Below are 26433 nucleotides of genomic sequence, written 5' to 3' on the forward strand. Positions count from 1 at the left end.
GGAAGGGGTCTGAAGCAAGGCTGCTTATGGTTAATCGTAACGCTGCTTCCCAATAAACGCAAATAAGCCCCCTCTATGAACTGCCCCATCAGGCACAACAAAAAGGCATGCGTCCGGTACACTACCGAATTCATACCTAACAAGTCGCCTAATAAAATAAGCTGTTATGTGGTAAGGCTAGCCCTTACTTGACCTCACAAAATCTATTTAACAAGGGAATGATTTGTTCCTTGCTCATAGGGGCGTCGTGCCCCGGGATATACGTAGTAAATGAAAGAGTCGATAAAAGCTCAATATATTCTTTCATTTTTATCGGATCAATTTTACCTTCTCCATGATAATAATCCCCGCTATGTGCATCGCCTGCGAATAATACTCCCGCTTCTTTTATATATACAACACAAGAATCGTCTTCATGTGGCCCTCCTACCTTTATAATCTGGCAAGTGGTGCCCCCTAAATCCAGCGTTAAAGCATCCTCGAACATAATATTTCCTGTGCTAACCTTAATCTTATCAAACGTATCATATTCTTTTTTCATACAGTTATAGGCGAATGCTATTTCTTCTTTGGTCTCTAAGCGTTTTACCACAGCTTCTTCATCCCATTCCCATTCTTTCAGGCGCTTTAGTGCCTCATTCGTTGCTGAAGAGACTATAGTTTCCCCGTCAAAAGCATGCATACCAAAGGTATGATCCCAATGCCAGTGCGTGATCAAAGCATATTTGGGACGTGGCAGATTGTTATCATCCAAACACTTTATAAAGGCATCTAAATGCGATTCTGAATTGCCACAATCAATCATAATTGAAAAGCTGTCACCTACAACATATCCCAAAACAGGTCTGTCTGTTTCTCGGACACTTTCCAAATAATAAATAGAGTCATTTATTTTTTTGAGTTCCATCCTATTTTCTCTCCTTTATGGATACAGGTAAAGATACGCTCTATGGGGGAGATGATTACCTATTTATAATGGATGAAGCAGGTGCCATTGAGCAAGGGAGAGTTTAGTTATATTCACAATGTACTACGCCGTAGTTCATAAAAATATTGCACAATCGGATGCTTTAACTGCATCTTCTCGCTCATGTTTAAAATCCGCTTTTTCCCAACCCGTCTGTCCACTAAAGCCAGAATATTCAATAAGATATCATCGCTCTCTATGCTTTCCTCTATAGAAGTAGATAAAAACTTATTAGCTATAACGATAAAATTCGATTTACTTAATGACGTCTGTGCTGACAAAAGCTCCTTTGCAACTTCTGATATCTTTCTGCTTCTTGCAATGACTATTAGACGATCCTCCGGGATGTTCCCTTTACTATCTTTTCTAACAGCTTCAATGTCTTCAGGGTGGATTGGAATTTGGAGTTCTGAATCATTCTTAATCTCCTGCTCCGTCTGATACCATCTGATTGAGTTAGTTCTATCATTCATATTGAGTACGTTCTTTTTATCTACCGAAATATAACAGCTCCCTGATTTATCAGGTAAATAACGGTAGCTGCTTGCGCGATATTCAACCTTGCCGGATAACGCAGGACATAGAAAACTCTCCAGTTGTTGCTTTAATTTGCTCCAGGACATGTATCCTCCAACAAGACGATCTCTTCTCCTCGTCTTTGTCTTATTTTTATATTTTCTTTTCCCCAAGAACACATAACATCCACGATCTTATTGGCTGTAACGCCATATTCCGTGAGGCTGTATTCAACTTTTGGCGGCATCTGCTGGTACACGAATCTTTTGACAAGCCCATCCCTCTCAAGTTCACGAAGCTGCTGGATCAGAACCTTTTGTGAGATGCCCTGAATATTACGCTGTAATTCACTTGTTCTTTTGGCACCGGACATCAAAAAGCAAATGATCAAAGCTTTCCACTTTCCGCCGATGATTTCTAGTGTTGCCTCTATCCCTAAATGATATTGTTTCATAGAATAACACCTCGTTCATGCTGATCAAATTAAGCTTACTCAAAACTTCATTGTTGCATATATTTTTTTCGGAGTCCAGTACACACCTCGAAGTAACCATCTTACTTTATTGTGTGTATTTTCTTTTTTTACAACCTGCAAGATAATAATAATATTCATAAATAATATAGGCCTGAGAATGGAGATTCATCATGAAAACACTAGTGATTTTGGCGCATCCGAACCTTGAGAATTCGAGGGTCAACCAGCGCTGGAAAGAAGAACTGCTGTTATATCCCAACGATATTACCCTTCATGAGATTTATAAAGAGTATCCTGACTGGAATATTGATGTTTCTAGAGAGCAGAATCTAATGGAAGCTTATGACCATGTGATCTTTCAATTCCCGTTGTATTGGTACAGTTATCCGCCGCTATTGAAAAAATGGTTTGACGATGTGTTGGCTTACGGATGGGCTTATGGATCAAACGGGAACAAGCTTAACGGGAAAAAGTTAGGGCTGGCCCTATCCATCGGTGATAAAAAAGAAAATTATCAGCCAGCGGGCTCTGTTTCTTTTACCGTAGACCAAGTGATCGCACCCTTTAAAGCCAGTGCCAAACATGTAGGCGCAGAAGCCCTACCGTACTTTGCTGTTTTTGGAGCTTCATTTCAAGCCAGCGATGAAGAAATTAATACTAGCGCAAAAGAATATATCGAATATATCTTTAATCACCGTATTTGATACAAAACAAATTGGGCTATCCTTAGTCTTGTTCAAAGACTTTAAGGATAGCCCATAGCATTGTTGAAGCAGTCTAAAGATTCTCTGTAGTAAGGGTGAAGCCTTCGATCACGGCATCTTCGTCAACCTCAATCAAAATGCAGCGTCTCCCATGATAATTCACTTGCTTCACATATTTTAAATCCTGCGGGCTGACCGAAATCGTAGCTACCTTTGTATCGATCTTAATCGATTTGGTAGTGAATTTCGGCATTACGCTGCTCGCCTTCATCTCATAATGCTTATCGTCAACGATCGTTTCAAACGCCCGTTCCACTTTTTCCATTGTCACGTTCTCAACGCCACTTACCGTTAGTACACGTTCCAGGTCTCTATAATCGAGCTTTGGAGGTTCTTCCTTATCGTCGTTGGTTTCGATGACCTGATGGATCTCCTCGTACACCTGTGCGAGAGTGGTTGCATCAAGCTGTTCGCCCGCCACTTCCTTCACGATGTCTTCGAATATAGCTCTCTCTTCCAGTGCTGTCATGGATCTTTCGGCATTCAAGACCTCTCCGACAAAATGCGGATCTGGAAAGTTCGATTTCCCCGTACAATACAGAATACGGTTCACATCGGAATAATTGTCCGTCACACTTGGGTAAAAGAAACCTTGCTCCGGTGTGCTTAACTTGACGATCGGATCTACAATGACATTGTACTTGAACTCCCGCTCCACGTAATCAAACAAGAGAGCCTTCCGTTGTTTCTCCGTGGAATTCACGCTGCATAGGATAAAAGGATGCGCGAATAATTCGTTTTTCTCACTTTCCTCGGCTTCATCGTTTCTATCTTTAGTCGGGCGGAAATACTGTCCTCGAACGAAAGTGATCACCGTATCCCGTTCATAATGAGTATCCGCCATCATTCTGTCCACCAACAGTAGCATCAGGTCCTGCCATTCATCTGGATCCCCTGTCACCAAAGCTTGATGAAGCATCACCTGCGCTGGCTCCTCCGCTTCCGCTTGAAACTTCAACTCGAACAATTTCTGATCCAGTTCACCGGTCAGGAGTTTTTTGAAATTGCCCATATACAGCTCCTGCTTCTCTCTGTCCACCATTCCAAATGGCTGGCGCTCCCAATGATAGATCTCGTTGCTTTCCTTCATAATATACACGTTGAGAATATCGTAAATACTCATTAAATCGTGATCCAGCTTAAATTGCTTGCGTATATGCGCGACTTCTTTCTTTATCATGATTCGTTAGACAACTCCTAGGAAGATTAATTGGTCTTTTCAGTATAAAGGATAAAAAAAAGCTTCGCTATACTAGTTGAACTTAAGATTTTTCTATTAAGGTAAGGTCGTGACTCCGGTGAATGTTTGGACTTCCGGCCGTTGTTGTCACCAGATTTCTCGATTATTACCATGTTTCATGGTTGAAATCCGGTGACAAAGGCGGACACTACGTTCCTACAGTTCCAAACTTATCGCATGCTCTAATGTATAGTCTTCAAGCTGAATATCTACCTGTTGATTCATGGCCAGCTTGGCTAGCTGCTCACCAAGAAAGGGTCCCATCGTTAATCCGGATGACCCTAGTCCATTAGCAACAATTAGTTTATTCCATCCTTGAACCCTGCCCAACACGGGAAGAAAATCTGCTGTAAATGGACGGAACCCTACTCTTATCTCATTTAGGCTACAATCCGCAAGACCGGCAGCCGTTTGCAGACCTTTATTCAGAATTTCTTGCATTCCTCCTGCGGTTACAGCAGTATCATAACCTACGACATCATTTTCGTGAGTAGCACCTACCACGATATTTTGATCCGCAAATGCGAGTATATATTGATCTGTAGGCGGCATTACCACAGGCCATTGCTCTGTACTCGCTTGTTGAGCAAGCTTCAAATGCATAATTTGAGCTTTTTGATAACGCACCTGAAGCATGATCCCAAGCGGATGAAGCAAAGCGTTAGACCAAGCCCCTGCGCACACAATCACTTCATCCGCTGTGAATGTCTGTTCTCCTACACTAACCCCTTTAATTTCATGTTCATCATGTTCTAAAATAGCATCTCCCTCAATCATTTGCGCACCATTACGCTGAGCAGCCCTTAGCAAAGCATCACGTAATTCACGTCCGTTCACTCTTGCTGCACCCGATACATGCAGCGCATGGTAACCTTCCGACAATAATGGAAACTTCTCTTGCGCTTCAAGATCCGTCAGCATCGTAAGTTCCCCTATTTCAGGGGCGTCCTCTCTGCGCAGCTCCGCTCTTTCTTTCATCGCGAGTAACTTTTTCAAATCCTCATGGATACATATCGCTCCAACTTTTGCGTATCCAGTCTCGGTTTCTCCAGCCTCTTCCAACTCTTGAATAAGTGCCGGATAAAAGCTTGCTCCCGCTTTAGCAAGACGATACCATGCTTTGTTTCTGCGTTGAGACAACCATGGACAAATAATCCCTGCTGCTGCATCCGTTGCTTGTCCAACATCCTTACGATCTATAATGATGACCTCAGCACCTAACTTACTTAGCTGATAAGCTGCTGAAGCCCCTAATATGCCTGCACCAATTACAATAACCTTGTTCATATTCGAAGTCCCTTCAGTTATCCATTTTTTTAATCATTCACTACTTACCCATTGTATCTTAAATTTGACATTTCTAATGAATTATCGTACTATAAATTTCACTCAGTTAAAAGTACTTTAATTGAAGTACTAAAATAAAAGCGTTATTCAGAAGAAAGAAGGAATACAGTTGAAGTTTTCACAGTTTTTGAAGTCCAAAGGGGCCATTGGTTCTATTTTTATGGGGGTGTTCTATGCCATTGCGATGCTTGGAATTTTCTTACCAGGGTATACAGCACTTCCAGGAAACATGGATGATTTAAAAATTGCTATTGTCAATGATGATGCAGGTCAATATGGGGCTCAGATTTCGAGTCAGTTCTCGGAGAGCTTACCATTCAAAACGATAAAAACCGATGTATCGAATAAAAAAGCGATGGATGAATTAGAACATAATAAGTTAGCTCTAGTTGTCCATATTCCAGAAGAATTTTCAGCCAACGTTCAAAGCGGTAAGGTATCCGCAAGTATTGATTTCACAGTCAACGAAGCTTCTGCCACCATGGTATCTTCAGCCATGTCTTCCGTTGTAGGAGAAATTAACAAACAATTAAGCGCGAACTTCTCAGAGCAAACCGCAAAAGGTGTGTTAATGAACTTTAACGTACCAGAAGAACAAGCCACCGCAATGGCTACACAAATTGAAAATAGCTATGTCGGGAATTATGTTGTCATCAATGATGTTCCGGACGGCATGCACAACAACATGTTACCTATGTTCTTAACTATGGCTGGTTATGTTGGGGCAATGATTGCCTCCATGCAATTAGTTGCTTCTTTTAAAGCAAACCGCGGGAAAGCAAGCAAGACAAAACTGTTTATGTTCGTTCAATTCACAGCTTTATTAATCGCTGTATTATCAACAGTCGTTGCTTTAACCATTGCCTTCTCTGTTGCAGATGTAGACCTATCCTTACTGTTACCAGTTGCTGCTCAACAAATTCTAATGTATATGGCTGCATTCAACGTGTGTGCGATTATGGTCTTCCTAGTTGGCGAAGGCGGTATGGTCTTAAATATTCCAATCCTGCTCATGCAAACCATCGCCAATGGTGCTACCATGCCTCGTGATATGATGTATACACCATACGATTGGTTCGGGCGCATCACCCCGATGTATTATTCTGTGCAAGCTTATTTGGCACAAATGTTTGGTTCCATTAGTCCAGCCCCCTTCTTATGGGGATTAGCAGGCGTATTTGCCGGGGCTATGATGATTAACATTGTAATCGTCCGGTTTGTTCATAAACCTGTACCTGTGACTAAAGAAACTATACTGCCCGTTGAAGTTAAAAATACAGCTGAAATAACCGCCTAGGTTTGGTAAGATAGAGTTTAGCCAACAATTAGGAGTGGGTTCTGTGATGTCAATTCAAATTTATATCTTAAGTAAGTTAATGGATGAAAATAATTATCCTTATAAATTAAAAAAAGAACTATCCACCCCTATTCCTTTTGATAAATTGCTCAATCTATCTGAAAGCAAACTGTATTATCACTTTGAATCTCTTACGAAACAGGGCTTAGTTGAACAGGTAGAGATTATCAAAGAAGAACATCGTCCAGACAAACAGGTGTTTTCCATTACCGATAAAGGGCGCAAGCAGCTCCCGCTCAAAATTTATAAGGTAATAGAAGATGCAGAATCTATTTCAGATATGATTGTCGCTCTTGTGAATCTTCGTTTTGTAGAGACTGATAAAGTGATCCCGATTATCGAGAAGAAAATTGAACAGTCACTTATAAAAAAAGATCAATTAAATCAAATCTACCAGCAAATAGATGTAGATAGCTCCACTCGTGAAAGTGTAGATTTCATGGAAAGCTACTACGCTTCTCAACTTGAGCAATCTATACACTGGTGGAAAGTTCTTTTAGAAAAGCTGAAAACGAAAACGATATAAAAAAGAATGCCTTGGATTATTGCATAATCAAGGCATTCTTTTTTTATTTCCAGCATCAATCACACAATAGCTTTTTTCAGTTATTCACTTTTAATTAATAAATATAAAAAGTATGGAGCACCGATTAAAGCCACGATTACTCCTGCTGGTATTTCAGTATTGGCTACTACCATTTTACCAAGCGCATCTGCAATAACAACTAATCCGCCACCGATTAATAAACATGCGGGAATCATTATTTTATGGCCACGAAAGAGTCGTCTAACTAAATGTGGAACTACTAGTCCTACAAATCCAATGCTCCCACTGACAGCAACCGCTGGTGCCGCCAATAATACACTACATACTAAAAACCAAACGCGATACTTATTTAGAGATACCCCTAAACTAATGACTACAGGATCGTTAAGCCTTAGTACATCCAATATAAGATGATTCCGAATTAATAAAGGCACAATAAGAAGTAACCAAGGCAGCATAGCATACACGTGGCTCCAATTACTATTCCCTATGTTCCCTGCCAGCCACACCTTAATCATCTGATATTGCGAAGGATCTAGTACGAAGGTTAACACAATCATAAATGCACTAATCGCAGCCGCAACAGCAATACCAGTATAAATTAATCGAATGGGAATAATGCCTTGATTGCGATCATAGGAAAGCATAAATAATAGAGCGACAACGATAAATCCGCCCAATAAAGCATACAGTGGCTGAACATAAGTATGTAAGCCGGTTGAGCTATTTTGTAAGAGTAAAAATAACATCATGGATAATCCAGCACCAGCATTTATCCCCAGTATGCCCGGGTCGGCCAAAGCATTTCGGCTTATAGCTTGCAGCAGCATTCCTGCTATTGCCAACGCGCCACCTACTAGAAAACCCAAGATCATACGTGGAATACGGAACTGAAAAAGTACAAGCTCCTGCCTCGGTGTTCCCTTTCCTAATACGGTTTGCCATAACTCTTGTAAGCTTAAGCTACTTTGACCAGTAGATACACTATATATAAAGCCTAGCAGTAAAATGATTGCTATAATTATAAACTTCCATCTTAGCTTCACTATAGCTCCCGCCTTTCTTTACGAGCCAAATATAGAAAGAACGGAACACCAATAACCGCAATTACAGCACCTACAGGGATTTCATAAGGGGCATTTACGATACGTGCCACTAAATCAGCAAGCACAACAAGGGTGGCTCCCAGAATTGCGGATAATGGAATAATATAACGATAATCCACACCCACTATGTAACGTACCAAATGAGGAGCAATTAAGCCCACAAAGCTTACAGATCCGGCTAAAGCACATGAGATCCCGGCTAACATGAATGCGGCTAAAAGCGAGAGATTTTTGATAAGTTTTATATTAACGCCTAACCCTTCCGCTGTCTCATCCCCTACAGAAAGTATAGTAATCGACTTTGAAATTACGATGGCAAGTAATAGCGCAAGAAGCATCCAAGGCAACATTTGCTGTAGATGGGCCATGCTAATGCCACTTAAACCTCCTCCATACCAAAAAGCCACCTGCTGAGCCACTGAAAAAAAGATACTTATTCCTTCACTTAGGGCAGTTAGCATAGCAGAGATGGCAGCACCCGCCAATACAAGCCGAATAGGCGTCATGCCTCGTTTACTTAATAAGCCCACACTAAAGACTAAACCTGCGCCCAATCCCGCACCTAGAATACAGAGCCAAAGTGTACCTGTGAATGAAATCGTCGGCAGGAAAACCATAGCAATAACTAACGTGACCCCTGCCCCAGCATTTAATCCAAGAATCCCCGAATCGGCTAAAGGATTGCGACTAATCCCTTGAATAATCGCTCCACTTACTGCAAATCCAGCGCCTGTTGCCATAGCGGCAAGTACCCGGGGTAAACGAATCGACTGGATCACCTGATGAGTAGACGCCTTATCATCAAAAGCGATGATCGACATGAATACATCTGCGAAGGGTATTTTTTTCGCGCCAAGGGCCATAGCAAGCACTAATACGCCAATTAATAGGAGGAGCATGAGGATTAGCAATAATAAAAAGGAGAACTTTTTTTCTCCTGCTAGTGATGATTTCTGAACATTTGCGGCCAATGTTTCCAACCCTTTCCCTTCACTTTACAAAAAGAGCCAGCCAAGGGCCAGCTCAGGTTGCAAAATAATATGATTTCTAACGCAAGTCAGAGGATGTGGTGAGCAAAAATTTGACGGCCCGACTAATCGCACCCGAGATTACACTCACATGCTCCTCTTGCTCAAGCAATGCCCAGCTTACTTCAAAGCTTGGAAGGTGTAAGGCCATCATGCTGTTACATAAATCCAAGCTATCCTTGACCATATAATCCAGCTCTTCTCCACCGGCAATCATAAGCGTTTTAGGTAACTGACTTAGTGTATCGCTGTGTAAATCAGCTTTAAAACTCTCATACTCCTTTAAAAGTGCGTAATCATTCCACCAGATGGAAGCACTACTTGCAATATAATGTGAGAACAAGGTGGGTTGAGTAAACAACGCATGCAGAACAAATAATCCGCCAAAGGAATGGCCGAACAATGCTTGCTTCTGCTTATTGATAACGAACCGCTGGGCAATGGCTGGCATTAACTCTTTTTCAAAAAAAGCTAGCAGCTCATCTGCCCCGCCAAATTCAGGCCAAGGCTCCCCATTGGGACGTTTCGGTAAATTCGCGAGCTCAGCTGGCATGGTTAAATCATAGGTTCGACGCACGGTATCAAACGCCTCACCTCCAGGATAACCAATGCCAACAACAATCGCGGGTGGATAGCCTTTAGGCTTACGCGTCAGCAATCGGGTGATTTCAGCAGCGGTTTCAAAAAGCCCATTGCCGTCAAGAACATAAATGACGCCGTAGCCATCTTTTGCAGACTCATCCAACGGTTTTGCAATAAAGATTTCATAGTCCTTATGATTAGCTTTACTCGTGATCAACATCGTTTCATAGTTTGGTTTTACGTACGGTTTGATAATCATGGCAGCAGGAACGCTACAATATCGTCCATCGTTTTTTGATAAGCAATTAATCCACTGGATCTCCAGTGATCGCCATCCACCTCGAACACTTTACCTGCTTGAACTGCAGGCAGCGCCTTCCATAAAGGACTAGCTTTAATGTCTGCCAGGAAAGCATCTCCCAGACCATCATTATCGTTAATAAAGATATAATCAGCGTCTAAATCAGACAACATTTCCAGCGAAATATCAGCGGACATTTCTCCTTCTACAAGAGCACTTTGAGCAAAGCCTAGCTCACTCAGCACATAACCCCCGTAATGGAAGTTACCCACTAAAAAGATTGCACGGGCATTCGCATTAATATAAATTGCTTTTTTACCGGCAGAAACGCTGGCTAACTGTGCTTTAGTTGCTTCTAGCTTTGTATCGTAAGCAGCAATAGCTTCTGTTGCTTTATCCTCTAAACCTAGCAATTTCGCAATCGTTTCTGTGGCCTCCACTACATTGCCGAGTGCATTCTTAAACACGTAAGTTGGAGCAATTTGCGAGTAGTTTTCATAAACACCATTTTGTGCATAAAAAGCAGTGGGGAATATAATTAATTCCGGCTCCAAATCTACTACAGATTCTGGAGAGGGAACACCATTAGCGAAGCTGATTTCTTTTACACCACTTAACGTATCCTGTAGATACTGCTGCGGTCTTTCACCCGTGGACCATTGGGCTACTGGGGTTACACCAAGGGTAACTAAGTAATCCTCCAGACCAGGGGCATACACCTTTTGTACAGTCCCCGGGATGTTTACTGTATTGCCTACTTGGTCTGTTACTACAAACGCATCTCTAGCCGCTACTTCCGGTTCTTGTACAGCGGGTTCATCCGTTGCAGTTGCACTCGTTTCACTGGTTGTTACTGGAGTATCTGTTGCTTGCTGATCAGCTGTATTATTGCCGCCGCAAGCTGTCAGTAGAATGGATAATAAAGCAACCATTACAACATAACTTATTGTTTTTGTATTAAACCCCTTCATGATAGACCTTCCCTCTTTCCTATATTCTCAATAATAATCATTCTCAGTATTGAGTGTATAAGAGATAGGACGCATTGACCATGTAACATCTTATGATTAGACATGTACATTTTCAAGGTATCATCATTACTGCAACTTCCTCTAGCATTCGTTTTAAAGCCACAGGAGAGTATTCAAACCAAGGATCGGAGTGAATAACATAGATTTGTTGCTGCTTAATAGCCTCTAACTGTCTGAACCCAACCTCTCTCTGCAAATGATGCCAAGTTGCTCGTGACTCATCATCGGGGCAAATAATCGTAAACAGCTTATCCACCTTCAATCTACTTAACTCTTCAAAAGTAATCTCTGCATTATATAGACCGGGCTGCTCATAACTAGATTCCGCTCCCAAATCCTGAAATAAAAGATGCTGAATGCCTGTATTACAATAAGCAAAGATTTGCTGCTGATAGATACGTATAACTAGAACTTTAGGTGGTGTAGAGGTCCAGTCTAACCTGCGCCGAACGTCTTCCAATCTTGCCCTATACTGTGTGATCCACTGTTTCGCTTCTTCTTGTTTATTTAGTCGGGCAGCAAGTTCAGTTAAGGCTACTAAACAATCTTGCTTATCATCCAGCCAATAGATTGGAAAATGATCCTCTATCCGTTTTACCAGCTCTGACGACAAATCTTTGGGAGAAATAAGAAGATCAATTGGCAAATGCAATAGCTCATTGGGGCTGCAATAATTTTTGTTTTGTGTCAAGGTTACCTTATGCTCGATTTCTTGCGCCCACAAATTATAGTAGTACGGTGTCCACTTTGCACTTAAGGGTGCAGCAAACGGAATGACTCCTGCCGCATGTAAATACCCCATCATGTTCCCAGTTACAACACCGATATGAGATTTTTGCTGGCTGGAATACATCGTTGGGGATATCCCTTCAACCTTTTTGAACACTCGGCTAAAATAAAACTCATCACTATATCCAACCGCCTCTGCTATAAACTTTAAGCGAACATCTTCCTTTTGCAATAATTGTTTAGCCTTTTGAATCCGCAGCTGGGTAACAAACTCCATTGGACTTTGTATATATTCCTGTTTAAACGCCGAGGAAAAATAACTGGAACTAAGTCCAGAAAGATTAGCTAAATGTGCTAAAGACAAGTGCTTCGTGAAATTCTCTTCTATATATTTTCTAACCTCGCTTAAATCCGTCTTTTGCGATTGTTTTTGCATGCTGTCACCTCTTTACTGCTTATATAAATACACTTAACTCTTTATTCATTCATTAATTGATAATCATTATCAATTATACTTTTGTTTTTGGGGGGTGGCAATGGTTGGGGAACGTTCTATAAAAGTGTGCTCAAAAAAGAAGACGCTCAGGGGACTAATCCCCTCGCGTCTTCTGTGTGTAACTATAGGCTGCTGCTGCCCAGAGTAAGTCTTTTATTTTGAATCTACAGCCGGAGCCGGAGCTGCAACTGCTGCGCCATTCTTTTGCGAGTTCTCCTTCACTTGACCTTGCTCTAAAGGCTGAACAGGAGCACCAATGTTAAAGCTATCAATGATTTCCCCTAGTGTAGCTTGGTCAAAGTCTACTTGGGAATACAACTCTACTGTATAGCCATCCTCTTCCCAAATCACAATTCCATTTGCATAATAAACCTTAGTCCCGTTAATTACTTCTGTCTTCACTTCTTCCGTAGTGCTGATCCCATTGTCCCCGCCCTTGGAGATTAGAAAATTCACAGCATTCTCACCGGAATTATACTGCACTTCAACCATGCTGGTACCCTGAAGAACACAATTCACAAACTCATAGTCTCCCATCCAATCGGGTGCCGGGAAGTTCATGCCAAGTGCTGCACGTGCTTCATCTAGGCTCAACTTAGCTGCAACCGGCAATTCAATGACCGCATTCTCCCCACCTTGGGCATCTTCAGATGGAGTCATTGACTGTGCAGCCGATGGGATTTCCTTATCGTATTGTGTGATTTCGAGATTTCCCACTTCAAACTTTGCCATGATCGACTGGAACATATCCTGTGCATAGGAGGTTGCAGAGAATGCTCCACCCAGACAAATTACTGCACTGCCAATCACTATTGCATTTCTCCAGCTGCTTTTTTTCATCGTTATCCCGTCCTTTATCTCTGATTGGGGGTTAAGTGCCCCATGGTCCAATTTGTATATCAAGCGGTTATAGATTCTTTCTTTATCGGTAGTGCTGCCCTGTTCGGCATTCTCAAGCAGTTCTATGGTTTTGCTGAATTTGGTGAGATCATCTTTCTTATTCATTTTTGAACCCTCCTGCCTTTAAGGAAATATGCAGTTTTTTCAAGCTTCTATATACTACGACACCGATATTGGACTCACTAACTCCCATGATCTGTGCAATTTCGGAATTTTTCAGCCCAGCCCCATATTTCATTGCAATGATATTTCGTTCCTTCTCACGCAGCTTGGAGAGCGCCTTGAACAGTGCTTGATTATTATCCTCACGGATCGCCAGCTCCTCAGGAGACGGCTTGGGAAATATAAGTTCCAGCAACGAATCCAGTGAGGTATAGCTTCTTTTCTTCTGCGCCCGAAAGTAGTCCGTCACAGCATTTCTTACAATGGCAAACAGCCACACCTCAAAATTCGATTTTTCTTGTGAAAAACTATAATACTTACACATCACCGTCTCAAACACCTGACTGCATATGTCCTCTGCCGCGTGGTGGTTATTAATCCGATAACAGATATATTTGTAAACACGTTGGTAGTACGTATCATACATCCGGGTAAATTCCTCTTTGGACATGATAGCTTCACGTGATCTTTCATTATTCATGTAACGCTCCACTTTACCCTGGATAACCTCCATCTCCACCCTCCTTCCACCTCACCTTCATCGAAAAGCTAAACAAATTGCGCAATTTGTTGTGAAGAAACTTACATATGTTAATACGGAGAAACGCCCAAACCATTAACAAATGTTTTGATGTAATCGTGGAATGGCAAAAAACCATCATACAACTTATAGTTCACCAAATGGAGACTAGGGACCTTTTTCAACGTTGGTTCATGAGATTAACAATTACAACACAAAAAACGCAACCCCGAAAGGCTGCGTTAACGTTAACCCCTAACTTCCTGTTCTCCCTAGTCTAATTAGTTATTTTTGCAGGTGCAAGCTTTAGTAATTCCACGGTTAGCCGCTGCTCCGCTTCCTCATCAATACGATACCCATCAGCTTCTAAACGTTCAATTTGCCGATCCAAGAAATAAACCGTATTTAAAATCTCAGTAGCACCCAGTACAGATAAGACGGGTTCTAATGCATATTCAATCGCTAGAAGATGGCCTAACGAACCCCCAATAGCAATAGGTACAATTCGCTTACCAACCAGCGCTTTTTGCGGAAGGAGATCTAAATAGGTCTTCAAGATTCCCGTATAGGAGGCTTTATAGATAGGCGTTAATACGGCGACAATATCCGCTTCTTCCACTAGCGCATTGGCCCGCAGAATCGCCTCACTGGCGAAATTGGCCGTAAGCAAATCGTCCGCTGGTAACTCATGTACATAGATCGAATGATGCCAAATCCCCTCTTGCGTTAGAAATCTTTCAACCTGCTGATGAATAGCTGTTAATCGAGATTTTCTAGTATTTCCTCCATTAATAATGACTGCTTTGCTCATTACACATTCCCTCCTGTACTCGCACCGGTTAGTGCTTTTTCAAGTGTTGTTACAACAGGTACAGATAGCCCTAAATTTCCTCGAAGCGTATAACTCTCATATTCAGTACGGAATAAGCCTCTACGCTGCAATTCAGGAATCACTAATTCAACAATATCGTTAAAGCCCTCCGGGAAATGGGGAGGCATCACATTAAATCCATCTGCACCATCGTTTAAGAACCATTCTTCTAATTGATCTACGATTTGTTCAGGGGTTCCAACGATTTCCCGGTGTCCGCGTGCTCCAGCGATACGCTCATAGATTGCACGAATAGATTGCAGATTCTCACGTTTAGCGATATCACGAATAATGTTGTAGCGGATCCGCGGATTGGTGTCATCTTCAATTGAACTGAATTCCGGAAGTGGTTCTTCGACATCATACCCTGACAGATCAATATTAGTGAAAGACGACAAATACGATAGTCCTACTTCAGGTAAAATATAGCTGTTTAATTGCTGCTGCTTCAACAAAGCTTCTTCCTCTGTTTTCGCTACAGTAATAAACACACCCGGCATGATCTTCAAGTCCTCCGGTTTACGTCCATATTTAGCCAACCGCCCTTTCACATCACGATAAAAGGTTTGCGCTTCTTCAAGCGTCTGCCATGCTGTAAAAATAACTTCTGCGGTCTTCGCAGCTAACTCTTTTCCAGATTCCGATGATCCAGCTTGAACAATCACGGGATGCCCTTGTGGTGTAGTTGAGGAATCCAGTGAACCCTGTACCTTAAACCAAGCTCCCTGATGATCAACAGGATGTACCTTTTCTACATCTAAATACCGACCTTGCTCCTTGTCGATGACCAGCGCCTCAGACTCAATAGACAACCAGAGTTGTTTGACAACCTCCACAAATTCCTCAGCACGTTCATAGCGGGACGCATGCTGCAAATGTTTATCCTTACCAAACAGGAGAGCTTCACCCTCATTGGCTGATGTTACTACATTCCAGGCGGCACGCCCCTTGGACAAATGATCAATCGCTGCGAATTTACGCGCTACATGGTATGGATCGTTATAGGTAGTAGTCAAGGTCGCCGTTAGCCCGATATGCTTAGTCACTGCTGCAAGTGCTGAGATAATAATAACGGGATCTAGCTTTAATGATGATTGTGCATTTCCGGACAGCTTTTGACCTAATACATCTGCAAAAAATATCATATCGAACTTGCCGCGCTCCGCCGTTTGTGCAATCTCCGTTAAATACTCCAAATCAAATGCCCGACTTGCCCCTGAAGCAGGATGACGCCAGCTTGCTACATGATGACCGGGTAGATTAATGAATGCCCCTAATTTCATTTGTTTTTTTGTCATGTTAACCACTCCCTATTGTTTGATTTTCTATTAAGGAAATCCGTACACAAAGGCGGACGCTCACGCTCCTACAGTTCCAAACTTCCCCTCCGCCACTCTTCCTTTTTAGATTGTTGTAGAGTCAACTCATATAAAAAATTATTTAGCAAATGGATTAAATTCGTTCGTATATAACTCTTCCGGCTTCACTTGGCCTTCCTTTAGCTCCCCATTTGCCACAAGCCAATCAATCCAGACATCGTATTCCGAGGGTGTAATCACGCCGCCTTTTTCAGAGATGCCCGTACTCTTCCAAAACTTAAGATTATCTGTGGTTTCCTTGCGTTCACGCTTATTAATAATTTCCTCGAATCGTTTAATTACTTCCTCCCTAGGTGTCGTTCGGGCCCATTCAATGGCTTTTGCAACTCCATCTACAAATTGCCTGACGGTATTCGGATTATCCTTGATATACTGATCTGTAAAGAAATAATCACCCGCAGTAAACTCTGTGCCAAACACATCAATATCCTTAAAAATTTCTGCGACCCCACCTGTTGTTAAAGCCCGATCCCGGGCAATCCCGCTTAACATAACCACATCGATCTGATGATTTCGCAGAATCTGTTCTGCACTAGAACTTGGAACTGTCACTAAGGTTACTTGTTCAATTTCCTTTTCGGTCAAGTTACCTTGGCGTAAATAATCTTTAATGACGAATTCCGAATGGGCACCGAGAATATTCACCCCTACTTTTTTACCAATAAAATCTTTAGCCGACTTTATAGCTCCCCCCTCGAGGGCATATGCACCTACATACGTATTTTGATCACTGCCGTAGGAGCCAATGACCGACTTTATTTTTACATTCTTGGCGTAGGATTTAATAATGGCTCCATTGAATGCTGCACCAAAGTCAATTTGTTTCGTCGCGGTTAACTGAATACTTTCCGGACCACCCACGCTGTCACCTATAGACTCTAACTTCAAATCTCCTAGGTAACCTAAATCGGCGGCCAGCTCTGGGAAAGAGACACTTCCAGGTGCAGACTGATATTGCAGGATCTGATCTTCTCCACTTTTGGCGGAGGACTTCCCCTCTGAGCAGCCAGATAAAATACCACTAACCAAGCCTACAAGTATAAGCAGTGCTACTGTTTTGTTCATCTCACTTCTCCTTTTCCAAATGAATTGTATTTTTCTGAGCTACAGTTCCAAACTTCCCTCCGCCACTCTTCCTTTTTAGATTGTTTTAAGTACAATTAATTCAATTTGTTTAGTTGGTATTATTCCAAAAAAATATCATTCAAAATCATCCTTCTATTCATTCACCGGTTGCTTCCATTTAGAAAATTTACGCTCAAGCATGGTCAAGCCTTGGTTGATTAGCAAACCCAACAAAGCAATGGTTAATATACCGGCGTACATTTGAGGGATCTGAAAGTTATATTGAGAATAAGTGATTAAATAGCCTAAGCCTTCTTTTGCACCTACCATTTCTGCCGCAATCAATACTAATATCGCCCCTGTTCCTGCCATTCGAATCCCTGTAAAAATAGTTGGCACGGATGCCGGCAAAATGACCTTCAGAAATAATTTGAACGACTTAATATTCATGGATTTAGCCGCTTTAATAAGTAAGGGATCGACGTTACCTACAGCAGCAATCGTGTTTAGAAGAATAGGCCATGTGCAAGCAAATAAGACGATTGTAATCTTAGAGGTTTCACCAATCCCTAACAGCAGCATAAATACCGGAAGTAAAGCGAGCGCAGCTGTATTTCGGAACAATTCCAACACTGGATTTAATAGCTCCCTAGCTAAGGGATACCAGCCAATTAATAAACCTAATGGGATCGCAATCACTAACGCTAATGCAAATCCACTGAACGAGCGAATGATACTCGCTAAGAAATGAGTGAATAGCTCACCTGAAGCTATCAAATTCCATAAGGCGGTGATTACCTCAGAAATAGGCGGGAAAAATGCTGCGTCAACTAAGCCGGTCCGTGGTGCGACTTCCCATAGTAAGAACAATAAGACTAAGACAATGGACTGTTTGAACACCTTAAGCACGCCGGAAAAAGAAATAGGATTTCGTTTCTTTAGCTGTAACGTTGAATGAACAGACTTAACGGATTCGATGGGAATCCCCCCCTTTATAGATTAAATATATGCACCTTTGTATTCAGGTTCATGCAAATAACCCCATACCTCATGTCGAGCCTTCACAAAATCAGGATGTGAGCGAATATCCGCATCTTCCAATCGTGATTGAAGCGGAATATCTACAATCTTCCTCACCGTCCCGGGCCCTGGTGTCAGGACGACTACCCGCTCCCCAAGATAAACGGCCTCATCAATGCCATGCGTAATAAATATGATGGTTTTTTGGGTCTTCTGCCAAATCCGTAAAAGCTCACTTTGCAGGGATTCACGTGTTTGGGCGTCCAGTGCGGCAAAAGGCTCATCCATTAACAAGACGTCCGGGTTAAAGGCAAGACTTCTGGCAATGGCTACACGCTGCTTCATCCCTCCGGAAAGCTCATGTGGATAACGGTCTCCGAAATCACTAAGCCCAACTAACGAAAGAAAATGCCCAACCTGCTCGCTACGTTCATGCTTCGGAATCCCCTTTGCCTCTAACCCAAATTCAATATTGCCACGCGCCGTCTTCCAAGGAAATAAAGCATACTGCTGAAACACAATACCTCGATCAAGCCCTGGACCTGTTATTGGGTGACCATCTATTAAAATGCGACCCTGTGTGGGGGATGATAAACCACTAATCAAATCAAGCAAAGTTGACTTACCGCACCCGCTTGGCCCCACTATCGTTATGAATTCACCTTTTCTTACGGAAAAGTCCAACTCTTTTACCGCCGTGAATTGCTGCGTTCCCTCCTTTTGCTTAGAATCTCGGACACTGAACGTTTTGGTGACACTCTCAAATCTGATTTTTTCAGCAGCAGCCATTGACTTCACCTCTTTTAGTTATTATTACGGGAAAGTGATTGTTCACCAAAAAGGCTCAGATGACAACGACTAGCGTTTGTCCCCTGAGCCTCTGGTGGAACCAGTCAGCATATTCCGTTTCGTACTCACAATCACTAAAATTTAAACATCAATAATTTGTATTAATCTGATGGGATTACTATATTTTAATCCGCTGGGGTTGTCAACAATAAATTCATAATTATGGAATTAACTAAACAAACCTTACTTCATGTTCACTAACCTTAAATATTCCGAACTTCAACAACCTTTCCCAAGTCCACATACTGCTCATGATCCAACTTCACCTTCACTCTGCCCCTTCGGCGTTTCTCACGCCATTCACGAAGATCTCCCTCCGTTTCTAAGCGAAGCTCCGCGATTTCCAAGGCACGATCCAGAATATATTTACTCGTATAGAGCACCGTTTGTATTCTTTGACCACCTAGCATGATAGGAGACGTAATTGCTTTCCATTCCTCGACCGTAAATCGTACATACAGATCTTCTTCAGTACCCGGGCGACAAGGAACCTCTTTAATCTCATTACGCCGCAGCACCTTCCAATCCGCTACTTTCCCTACCCAGTGAATCCCCGTTTTTGCAGGATCAATGAACTTTTTGCGGGATTGGCACATCGCTACGTATTCAATTTGCGTTAGGATCTTCTGATTTGCAAGATTCCTTAACGGCATATGATAAAAAGCTTTCCCCAGCGCCACCTCCACTTGTTCGGGTCCCCGGACAGAACCAACAAGCACATTTTTGCCCGCGAGTTGGTTGGCATAGTATTCTTTCGTGCCGCGCGGACGAGTCGAGCGTTCATAAGCTTTTTCCGGACTATCCTGAATAATCTCTTCCAAGAATCGCTCAACTAGGCTCGTAGAATTCGGTAGGAATGGCAAAGCGCCAATGTTCAATAGCTCGATGCTTTTATAGAATCGGTGGGTCTTATACCGCTCCTCATCCGGGTAGGGGAATAACACATAGGCGCCAAACATGCTTCGCTCATATTCTTCCGATCCCTTCTCCTGATACACAATGGCATCCCGATAACGGTGCATGGTGTTGATGTCATCCTCTTCAGGACCAGGCTGCCTATAAGTGCGGTGATAGGAAGTCCCTTCATAAGCCGGATTTAATCGGTATTTCGCATCAAAAACATACTTATACTCTTTGATTTTGCCAGCATCCTTCTTCTTCAGTGTCAGCACATTATCCGGACGCTGATTGAGCGTCGGTGCCTTATCCGAGTTAGGAATCGCATTATAATACAGGATGAACTGCTCTCCGTTAACTGGATTCTCGTACACCATCTTAGCGCTCTGCGAGCGGTCAAGGGTAACAAAAATACCATTCCGATTCACCTTAATAATATCCTGCTTCACCAGCTTATACTTCTGACCCAGAAGCTGATTCAACTTGAGGAAGCACCAGTATTCATAGAGCTGCGCGACATCCTTCATAGACAGGCGCAGCAGATCACCTTGGATCGACAAGCCTTTGAGCAGCATGAGATAACAGCGGTAGACTTCGCGGTATCCAGGGGCCATCTGCAGCACCAGTGTAACGGACATCTGCCTCAGTACTCCAGCCTCACGCAAAAAATCCATCTTGAGCACCCGCTCTAGTTGAGTGAGCATGGTGTCTAACCTTTTTATAAGTAATGGATCTGGGGTTCGGTTTTTAATCTTCCAGCGACCCTTGAGCTCTTTCAGCTTTCCATGAATGCGTTCCAGCATCCAGCGGATGAACCGGTTCTCATTAGTATCATAGGCGAGGCGTCTTCGTGTCTCCATTAAATGTGTGGCTGTGTAATTTCGGCTGCCGATGGTCAAGAATCCATGGTTCATGTCTTCTCTTAATCGTTCGGGATGCTTCGCGAGCTCGCGGATGTTCTCTCTTCCTGCCTTTTTGACCCGGTTGGCATCCACTAGTCGGCGGTCCTGAAGCAGAGCGTAATTGGGATTCTTGTTAATCCGCTCAACGGCATCCAAGAGCTGTCTAAACACATGCTGAAGTATGGTGAAAAACTCCGTCAGGCTCTGATGCTGCGTCTCCCGCAAGCCTGTTAGTTGGTAGGTTTTGCGCAAAAAATCAAAAGCCAAGTTATAAATCTGCTCATTCACTTCATTTAAAATATTCTGGTAATCCAGCTTGTAATCCATTTTAGAGGGGAAGATCTCCATCTCTACCCGCAGCAAAGCCTGTCCCGAACTGCGGATCTCCCATTCCGTCAAACCGACCTCATTCCCAAAGTTCAGCACACCCGCAAGAATAGACTCACCTAGGGGCTTAATTGCCTGCCGAAGCAGCACATTTTCATGATAAAAAGAGAGGTTAGCAGCGGTCTTCCTCTGGATCACCAGCTCATACGACTGTGTCTCATAAAAACAAGGAAAAACAGACTCCCCCGGCTGCCAGTCCACCATCCCGTGAGCTTCAGGAGAAAACACTTTAATCTGAACATTACCAAGCCGTTCGGAGCATGTAATCCCAAACTGAGCATTTACCCACTCCTGACTAGAAGAACGATGAAGCTGCAAGGTCTCCACAGTAGGATGATATGGCCTTCCTTGAAGAAAAAGCGTAAAAAGCTCCGTTTCTACACGGAGCAATTCTACCGCCTGATTAAGAGAGCCAGTATGAGGTGAATCCATCTTCTTCCAGCCTCCTAAGCATAAAAGCCAATTTACGCGCACTTTGTGGATGTTTGGCTGTAGGGGGAGTTTGTCCAGCAGCCCATCTCAGGTAGAGTGGAGAAGCATCATTGTCCATAAGATCTTCAATATTTACCGTCACACCAGATCCTGTACCAAGAGCCCCTTTCATCAAGTTCAACAATACCCGGCGAACCGAAGAATGGCTCCCTTGAATGCGCGGCAGTATCTTTTGCAGCAGTTGCCAGTCAAAAGCTTCTTCCTCATTCATCAGCTTGTACCGTTCGTTATAGATCATATAGAAGCAAATCGCATCGCGTACCCGGAAACCTACATGAGCATGGACATCCTCAAGCAGAGCATTGATCTTAACCAATCTCTCTGTCGTCCGGACAACTAGCTCTTTATTGGCATCATAGGCATCCACTAGCTGCAAATAATCGGAGCGCAGAAAAAGATGATTCAGTTCGGCAAGATCAGCGGGGTCCGTCTCTTCCTGCTCACTCATGTCCGGGTACTGCTGCAGATTGATGTAATTGAACTCCAGTGTGTTAGCTCGGTCCAGTACCTTTTTGCTAAAAGGATGTGTCGTTTCGTCCATGTTCACAGTCCCGATCAAGAACACATTCTCCGGGATACCGAGGCTGCCAAACTTCCCTTGATCCTCAGGCGTATCCAGCATGGTAGAAGATATGAGATCCTGTGTCTGGATCTTACCCTCCTGCCAGTCCTGTGTTTCCAGCACACTTAGCAGATCACTGAAATAATGCTCTACCCGCGCCAGATTCATCTCATCCAAACAGATAAAATATGGTTTATGTCCATTCTCCTGCTTCCGCGCCTCTACTAATACTTCCGTAAGCGGACCCGGTTTGAACCTGCCCGAAAGATCCTTGTACCCCAGCAGATCCGCAGGATCACTCCAATCCGGCCGCACTGGGATCAAGGTAAACTGTCCGTTAGTCCCCGTTGCACCAAGAGCTTCTGCAAACAGCTTCACCAACCGAGTCTTCCCTGTTCCCGATATCCCCGCCAGGATGACAAAAGGCTTAGTCTTTAGCGAGAGGTAAAAATTCTCGATAAGGTGCTCAGGGAAGAAGAAACCTTTGCGACGGATGTGGGATTGGATTTGGTGGAGCATACCTGTTACTTGTTCATCCTTCAGCAGATCAGCTTCTTGTGTCACTACTTCCACTTCCTCATTATCAGCTACATTACCTGTAGAAGTCACAGTGTCCACATATAGACGGTAATCTTCCATCACATTCTCGAGATCTTGAATTAGTTGCTCGTCATTCGGAACGGCTCCTCTTTCATACTTGATGTAAGCGACAGTAGACACCTGATAATCTTGACCTAGACCGCTGTCTACCAGGTGAATATTATCATCCTTATTCATATGGTTCAGTGAAAGGAGCCCTTGTATTTCTTGTGTTCGAGTTCGCAGATAGGCATAGCCATCTCTACGCCCCTTCTCTTGAATAGGCGCCGTCACTCCTTGGTTAAAAGTAAGATAGACAGCACTCATATCCTCAGCAAACAGATACACAACATACTCCCCACGCTGAGTCGTTTCCGTGATCCGCTTATCCAGTATTGCAAGCCAAGGAACTGTTGCCCAATTCCCTTGACCAACAGAACCTTGAATTTTATATTGATCATCTAAGAATGGTAACGCTTTGAGCTCAGAAGGAAGTGTCTGACGAAATAACGTACCTAGTGCATGACTTGCAAAGGTTTCTTTTTTGGCAGAAGTGTACTCCGCCATGATCTTCTCCAGATAACCTTGCAAAGAGAAATGCTGCAAAGCGCCGTTATAAGAACCCAGTTCGTTATAGGCCAGACTTTCCAATTGCAAAAGCCCCTCTTCCCCTAGCTGGCTTCGAAGCTGGCTATGAAATCCTATGGTGTTATCTTCCGAGTTCACAAACAAAATATGCGAGAGCGCATTAACTGGACTGTTAATAATATCTTTAAGCTGGCTTTTAGGTGCATCCTTCCATAGCTCCCGTCCTGGTGGCTGATCCACCCGATTTCCTCTTTCCTGTTCAGCTATAAAGTATTCAAGAAACCGATCCTTAACGTGATCGAACGAAACGCGCTCCAGATTGGTTGCTCTCAGCTCTTCAATTAAGGATAGGATGAGGACCATTTTGTATGATTTTTGCTTACGCTTGAAAATCTGCGTGACTGATTCCGGTAATGGCATGTTGACCTCCAAGACTAGTTAACGATTCTAGTAGTCATATTTTTTTACATGAAGTTTGCGAATCTTTGGTCGGACAACAATATATAATTAGCTTTCTCTCACTTATACAATTGTTTGAGATATGATTCACTGGGTTTACATAGCCTTTGTCTTACGACAGCTTGGATAATTACTACAGCCCCAGAAAGTTGTGCCCTCCTTACTTTTACGCTGAACCATTTGTGCCCCGCATGCGCAGGTTGCGGCTTTGACTTTGCTACTACTAGCTTTTTTAGGCTTTAATTTGCCTTTTGTAGGCTGCCATTTTCCCCAGGCTCGAAGCTTGTTCTCGATTAGAGCTCCATGCCAGTAATCGACTTTAAATTGCTCTGCCTCCCGTTTTGCATCCACCGTAAGATCAGAAGTGGTGATAAGCAGAGACAAGATGCAGTCATGGTTTCTTTTAGCACCTACCAATTCACGAACCGTCATAACCTGCACTTTGTTGTGTTCAGCATAACACTTGGCTTGCACCGCGGTTTTCTCTCCGCGCTTATCGATAATAACCAAGTCTACACCCCCATCTTTGCCACCTACTCCTACTTCTTTGACGATATAGCCTTGATCCCGAAAATATAAAGACAGCAATCTTTCAAACTCAGCACCGTTAATTTGATCTAGAGGCGCTTTTAAGAGCAATTCATCAGGTCTACACGTTGTCGAGGAACGGTTAAAGGCAGTGGCAGTACTTTTCTTTACAGGTGTTTTCCGTTTGACTGAACTACGTTTTTTTCTCTTATTTCCTTGTATTAGTCCGGACAAGATGGATAAAACGATGATAGCTACTATAAATCCAATAATTGATGGCATTAAATACTCCTCTGATTCATTAGTATAATTACGTTGGCTATGCCATTACTCGCTTGAGTTGACCTTCCAGGTACTCTCAATTTTAGGCTTTTCTTTCCCGGCACTGAGCCGCATCCCCATTTGATAAATGCATTCTCAATTTCCACTGTTGGCTGGTTGCTATCAACTTTCTCCTGGAAAGCTAGTGCACAGCTGCTGCAAATGATCATGTATGCTCCCTATAAATCAGTATATTTTTCTTTCTTCCCAAACGCCTTTTCAATTGGATACTTGGCTTCATTCTTCTTCAGCTTAGCGAGTATTATATCTTCAAGGTCTAGCTCTAATGACTGTGCTAAGTACACTGCGTACACTAGTACATCTGCAATTTCATCGGCGATCTGTTCCTTTTTGGACTGAACTGCTTCCTCGGAAGACTTCCACTGAAAGATTTCTAGCAATTCAGACGCTTCAATACTCAACGAAATCGCCAAATCCTTCGGATTGTGGAACTGTTCCCAGTTCCTATTGTCTCGAAAGGCCAAGATTTGTTTTAAAAGCTCTTCTCTCATCTGTGTGCTCCTGTCATGATAAATAAGTAAAGAACGCAAAAAGAGGCAGTTCTCCCTTTACCTAGGATTCGCCTCTGAATGGTCACTCATGGCCACGCTTTGGCCTTGTTATATGCTTCTTAATTAAGAATATTATGGAGACCAGGAATAGTCAAACTAAATAAGGTAGACAACTCTATTAAACCTTCCGCATATTATATAGATTCACTAGATAACAAAACCTTCTGTACTTCAACTGCGTGGTATTATCCTGTACTGATTTGATTTCACTTATATCATCAGTTAAGTTGTTCAAATGCTCGTCCACGTTCAATCCATAACAAATTGCAGTTTTCATAATCACAACCAACCCATCAAGCAATCCCTTTGGATAGGTATGAAGAAAGCGAACATACTCATCCAAGAGTTCTATTTTTCCAGATAAAATCTCTACAGCATATAAATTCACTTTTGCCAAATGTCGAAATTTACAAGCAATTTCTTGCCCCTCCGTTCCTAAGTCCTCTAACCACCCAAGTTCTACATATCTATAAATACTATCCCTGGCCTGCTCGTAATCCCCCAGATGCTGATATGCAACTCCCCGCATCTGTTGACTGAAACCAAAATAATAAACAAGAGGGCGTTGCATCTTAACTAAGGGGATCGTTGTCCCCATCGCTTTACAGTACAACCGCTCTTCATAAATACGCTGGGCATAGCTATGCAAAATATCTGCAGTGTATAGCAACTTGTTCCACTGTTCGAAATAGTGCGCAGTTTCCAGCATTTCGACAAGAAAATCTGGGTTGAAGGACTTAAGAATTGAGAGGTGCATAAGTATAACCTCCTTATAAAGGGTTTTTCCAGAAAAAGCTTCTTTCTCGATTCATATGCAAGTAGTAGAATAAATAAAATATACTACTCATAAGCAGTTTTTTCAATAAATTTTACCGCCTATGAATCCCTGCTATT

At 42.7% G+C, this 26433-nt stretch carries 25 protein-coding genes; 3 read left to right on the forward strand and 22 right to left on the reverse strand.

Features of this window, described 5'->3' with window-relative positions; all coding sequences use genetic code 11:
- Nucleotides 1-184: 184 nt before the first annotated feature.
- The 3 genes from MHI15_RS19310 to MHI15_RS19320 form a co-directional block, all read right to left on the reverse strand.
- Nucleotides 185-907: an MBL fold metallo-hydrolase gene (locus tag MHI15_RS19310; protein ID WP_340395015.1), complete on the reverse strand. Its 723-nt coding sequence runs from the start codon at nucleotides 905-907 to the stop codon at nucleotides 185-187.
- Between the two features lie 113 nt (nucleotides 908-1020).
- Entirely contained in the window at nucleotides 1021-1590 is a 570-nt protein-coding gene (locus MHI15_RS19315) for an SF0329 family protein (RefSeq protein ID WP_076185132.1), read from the reverse strand.
- On the reverse strand, nucleotides 1572-1937 hold the full coding sequence (locus MHI15_RS19320) for a winged helix-turn-helix transcriptional regulator (protein ID WP_076128545.1): 366 nt from the start codon (nucleotides 1935-1937) through the stop codon (nucleotides 1572-1574). The genes MHI15_RS19315 and MHI15_RS19320 overlap by 19 nt, the downstream gene beginning before the upstream one ends.
- 191 nt (nucleotides 1938-2128) lie before the next feature.
- Here MHI15_RS19320 and MHI15_RS19325 point away from each other — a divergent pair, with 191 nt between their 5' ends.
- The gene (locus MHI15_RS19325) at nucleotides 2129-2662 is read left to right on the forward strand and encodes an NAD(P)H-dependent oxidoreductase (RefSeq protein WP_341164723.1); all 534 of its coding nucleotides are present in this window, start codon (nucleotides 2129-2131) and stop codon (nucleotides 2660-2662) included.
- A gap of 73 nt (nucleotides 2663-2735) precedes the next feature.
- Here the strand turns inward: MHI15_RS19325 and MHI15_RS19330 are convergent, their stop codons facing one another.
- Together MHI15_RS19330 and MHI15_RS19335 are read right to left on the reverse strand one after the other, a co-directional pair.
- Nucleotides 2736-3902 carry a DUF4317 domain-containing protein gene (locus MHI15_RS19330; protein WP_076185135.1) on the reverse strand — a complete coding sequence of 389 codons (1167 nt, stop codon included), beginning with the start codon at nucleotides 3900-3902 and terminating at the stop codon, nucleotides 2736-2738.
- A gap of 216 nt (nucleotides 3903-4118) precedes the next feature.
- Nucleotides 4119-5249, reverse strand: a complete 1131-nt coding sequence (locus MHI15_RS19335; protein WP_341164724.1) for an NAD(P)/FAD-dependent oxidoreductase — start codon at nucleotides 5247-5249, stop codon at nucleotides 4119-4121.
- A gap of 169 nt (nucleotides 5250-5418) precedes the next feature.
- Between MHI15_RS19335 and MHI15_RS19340 the strand changes: the two genes are divergently transcribed.
- Nucleotides 5419-6606 carry a YhgE/Pip domain-containing protein gene (locus MHI15_RS19340; RefSeq protein WP_076185138.1) on the forward strand — a complete coding sequence of 396 codons (1188 nt, stop codon included), beginning with the start codon at nucleotides 5419-5421 and terminating at the stop codon, nucleotides 6604-6606.
- 46 nt (nucleotides 6607-6652) lie between these two features.
- Nucleotides 6653-7192: a PadR family transcriptional regulator gene (locus MHI15_RS19345; RefSeq protein ID WP_076128531.1), complete on the forward strand. Its 540-nt coding sequence runs from the start codon at nucleotides 6653-6655 to the stop codon at nucleotides 7190-7192.
- 80 nt (nucleotides 7193-7272) lie between these two features.
- On the opposite strand, the gene MHI15_RS19350 is transcribed toward MHI15_RS19345, so the two are convergent.
- The 17 genes from MHI15_RS19350 to MHI15_RS19430 form a co-directional block, all read right to left on the reverse strand.
- Nucleotides 7273-8259, reverse strand: coding sequence for a FecCD family ABC transporter permease (locus tag MHI15_RS19350; protein ID WP_170914305.1), 987 nt, complete (start codon nucleotides 8257-8259; stop codon nucleotides 7273-7275).
- Nucleotides 8259-9299, reverse strand: coding sequence for a FecCD family ABC transporter permease (locus tag MHI15_RS19355; protein WP_036684813.1), 1041 nt, complete (start codon nucleotides 9297-9299; stop codon nucleotides 8259-8261). Before MHI15_RS19355 ends, MHI15_RS19350 begins: the two co-directional genes overlap by 1 nt.
- 67 nt (nucleotides 9300-9366) lie before the next feature.
- Nucleotides 9367-10188: an alpha/beta hydrolase gene (locus MHI15_RS19360; RefSeq protein WP_341164725.1), complete on the reverse strand. Its 822-nt coding sequence runs from the start codon at nucleotides 10186-10188 to the stop codon at nucleotides 9367-9369.
- The gene (locus MHI15_RS19365) at nucleotides 10185-11201 is read right to left on the reverse strand and encodes an ABC transporter substrate-binding protein (protein ID WP_341164726.1); all 1017 of its coding nucleotides are present in this window, start codon (nucleotides 11199-11201) and stop codon (nucleotides 10185-10187) included. The genes MHI15_RS19360 and MHI15_RS19365 overlap by 4 nt, the downstream gene beginning before the upstream one ends.
- A gap of 112 nt (nucleotides 11202-11313) precedes the next feature.
- Entirely contained in the window at nucleotides 11314-12426 is a 1113-nt protein-coding gene (locus tag MHI15_RS19370; protein WP_341164727.1) for a helix-turn-helix domain-containing protein, read from the reverse strand.
- Nucleotides 12427-12639: 213 nt separating this feature from the next.
- Nucleotides 12640-13491: a hypothetical protein gene (locus MHI15_RS19375; RefSeq protein WP_341164728.1), complete on the reverse strand. Its 852-nt coding sequence runs from the start codon at nucleotides 13489-13491 to the stop codon at nucleotides 12640-12642.
- Nucleotides 13484-14062: a sigma-70 family RNA polymerase sigma factor gene (locus MHI15_RS19380; RefSeq protein WP_081387731.1), complete on the reverse strand. Its 579-nt coding sequence runs from the start codon at nucleotides 14060-14062 to the stop codon at nucleotides 13484-13486. Before MHI15_RS19380 ends, MHI15_RS19375 begins: the two co-directional genes overlap by 8 nt.
- A 283-nt stretch (nucleotides 14063-14345) precedes the next feature.
- Complete coding sequence (ssuE, locus tag MHI15_RS19385) at nucleotides 14346-14879, reverse strand: NADPH-dependent FMN reductase (protein WP_341164729.1); 534 nt, start codon at nucleotides 14877-14879, stop codon at nucleotides 14346-14348.
- Nucleotides 14879-16237 (reverse strand): LLM class flavin-dependent oxidoreductase, encoded by a 1359-nt coding sequence (locus tag MHI15_RS19390; RefSeq protein WP_076279462.1) that lies wholly within the window; start codon nucleotides 16235-16237, stop codon nucleotides 14879-14881. The genes ssuE and MHI15_RS19390 overlap by 1 nt, the downstream gene beginning before the upstream one ends.
- A 138-nt stretch (nucleotides 16238-16375) precedes the next feature.
- Nucleotides 16376-17383, reverse strand: a complete 1008-nt coding sequence (locus MHI15_RS19395; protein WP_076128516.1) for an ABC transporter substrate-binding protein — start codon at nucleotides 17381-17383, stop codon at nucleotides 16376-16378.
- Between the two features lie 153 nt (nucleotides 17384-17536).
- Nucleotides 17537-18292, reverse strand: a complete 756-nt coding sequence (locus tag MHI15_RS19400) for an ABC transporter permease (RefSeq protein WP_370510809.1) — start codon at nucleotides 18290-18292, stop codon at nucleotides 17537-17539.
- A 90-nt stretch (nucleotides 18293-18382) separates the two neighbouring features.
- The gene (locus MHI15_RS19405) at nucleotides 18383-19192 is read right to left on the reverse strand and encodes an ABC transporter ATP-binding protein (RefSeq protein ID WP_081387204.1); all 810 of its coding nucleotides are present in this window, start codon (nucleotides 19190-19192) and stop codon (nucleotides 18383-18385) included.
- 263 nt (nucleotides 19193-19455) lie between these two features.
- On the reverse strand, nucleotides 19456-21870 hold the full coding sequence (locus MHI15_RS19410; protein ID WP_341164730.1) for a restriction endonuclease-like protein: 2415 nt from the start codon (nucleotides 21868-21870) through the stop codon (nucleotides 19456-19458).
- The gene (locus MHI15_RS19415) at nucleotides 21842-24079 is read right to left on the reverse strand and encodes an MrcB family domain-containing protein (RefSeq protein WP_341164731.1); all 2238 of its coding nucleotides are present in this window, start codon (nucleotides 24077-24079) and stop codon (nucleotides 21842-21844) included. Before MHI15_RS19415 ends, MHI15_RS19410 begins: the two co-directional genes overlap by 29 nt.
- A gap of 135 nt (nucleotides 24080-24214) precedes the next feature.
- On the reverse strand, nucleotides 24215-24928 hold the full coding sequence (locus MHI15_RS19420) for a restriction endonuclease (RefSeq protein ID WP_076128508.1): 714 nt from the start codon (nucleotides 24926-24928) through the stop codon (nucleotides 24215-24217).
- Nucleotides 24929-25146: 218 nt separating this feature from the next.
- Nucleotides 25147-25479: a nucleotide pyrophosphohydrolase gene (locus MHI15_RS19425; protein WP_076128503.1), complete on the reverse strand. Its 333-nt coding sequence runs from the start codon at nucleotides 25477-25479 to the stop codon at nucleotides 25147-25149.
- 178 nt (nucleotides 25480-25657) lie between these two features.
- The gene (locus MHI15_RS19430; protein ID WP_076128501.1) at nucleotides 25658-26296 is read right to left on the reverse strand and encodes a hypothetical protein; all 639 of its coding nucleotides are present in this window, start codon (nucleotides 26294-26296) and stop codon (nucleotides 25658-25660) included.
- Nucleotides 26297-26433: the final 137 nt, after the last annotated feature.

The sequence above is a fragment of the Paenibacillus sp. FSL H7-0918 genome, assembly GCF_038007025.1.
Classification (GTDB): domain Bacteria; phylum Bacillota; class Bacilli; order Paenibacillales; family Paenibacillaceae; genus Paenibacillus_AQ; species Paenibacillus_AQ odorifer.

Excerpts from the sequence above, each read along its gene's own strand:
- MHI15_RS19310 (WP_340395015.1), bottom strand. The coding sequence starts at position 907 with ATGGAACTCAAAAAAATAAATGACTCTATTTATTATTTGGAAAGTGTC.
- MHI15_RS19315 (WP_076185132.1), bottom strand. The coding sequence starts at position 1,590 with ATGTCCTGGAGCAAATTAAAGCAACAACTGGAGAGTTTTCTATGTCCT.
- MHI15_RS19320 (WP_076128545.1), bottom strand. The coding sequence starts at position 1,937 with ATGAAACAATATCATTTAGGGATAGAGGCAACACTAGAAATCATCGGC.
- MHI15_RS19325 (WP_341164723.1), top strand. The coding sequence starts at position 2,129 with ATGAAAACACTAGTGATTTTGGCGCATCCGAACCTTGAGAATTCGAGG.
- MHI15_RS19330 (WP_076185135.1), bottom strand. The coding sequence starts at position 3,902 with ATGATAAAGAAAGAAGTCGCGCATATACGCAAGCAATTTAAGCTGGAT.
- MHI15_RS19335 (WP_341164724.1), bottom strand. The coding sequence starts at position 5,249 with ATGAACAAGGTTATTGTAATTGGTGCAGGCATATTAGGGGCTTCAGCA.
- MHI15_RS19345 (WP_076128531.1), top strand. The coding sequence starts at position 6,653 with ATGTCAATTCAAATTTATATCTTAAGTAAGTTAATGGATGAAAATAAT.
- MHI15_RS19360 (WP_341164725.1), bottom strand. The coding sequence starts at position 10,188 with ATGATTATCAAACCGTACGTAAAACCAAACTATGAAACGATGTTGATC.
- MHI15_RS19365 (WP_341164726.1), bottom strand. The coding sequence starts at position 11,201 with ATGAAGGGGTTTAATACAAAAACAATAAGTTATGTTGTAATGGTTGCT.
- MHI15_RS19370 (WP_341164727.1), bottom strand. The coding sequence starts at position 12,426 with ATGCAAAAACAATCGCAAAAGACGGATTTAAGCGAGGTTAGAAAATAT.
- MHI15_RS19375 (WP_341164728.1), bottom strand. The coding sequence starts at position 13,491 with ATGAATAAGAAAGATGATCTCACCAAATTCAGCAAAACCATAGAACTG.
- MHI15_RS19380 (WP_081387731.1), bottom strand. The coding sequence starts at position 14,062 with ATGGAGGTTATCCAGGGTAAAGTGGAGCGTTACATGAATAATGAAAGA.
- ssuE (WP_341164729.1), bottom strand. The coding sequence starts at position 14,879 with ATGAGCAAAGCAGTCATTATTAATGGAGGAAATACTAGAAAATCTCGA.
- MHI15_RS19390 (WP_076279462.1), bottom strand. The coding sequence starts at position 16,237 with ATGACAAAAAAACAAATGAAATTAGGGGCATTCATTAATCTACCCGGT.
- MHI15_RS19395 (WP_076128516.1), bottom strand. The coding sequence starts at position 17,383 with ATGAACAAAACAGTAGCACTGCTTATACTTGTAGGCTTGGTTAGTGGT.
- MHI15_RS19405 (WP_081387204.1), bottom strand. The coding sequence starts at position 19,192 with ATGGCTGCTGCTGAAAAAATCAGATTTGAGAGTGTCACCAAAACGTTC.
- MHI15_RS19410 (WP_341164730.1), bottom strand. The coding sequence starts at position 21,870 with ATGGATTCACCTCATACTGGCTCTCTTAATCAGGCGGTAGAATTGCTC.
- MHI15_RS19415 (WP_341164731.1), bottom strand. The coding sequence starts at position 24,079 with ATGCCATTACCGGAATCAGTCACGCAGATTTTCAAGCGTAAGCAAAAA.
- MHI15_RS19420 (WP_076128508.1), bottom strand. The coding sequence starts at position 24,928 with ATGCCATCAATTATTGGATTTATAGTAGCTATCATCGTTTTATCCATC.
- MHI15_RS19425 (WP_076128503.1), bottom strand. The coding sequence starts at position 25,479 with ATGAGAGAAGAGCTTTTAAAACAAATCTTGGCCTTTCGAGACAATAGG.
- MHI15_RS19430 (WP_076128501.1), bottom strand. The coding sequence starts at position 26,296 with ATGCACCTCTCAATTCTTAAGTCCTTCAACCCAGATTTTCTTGTCGAA.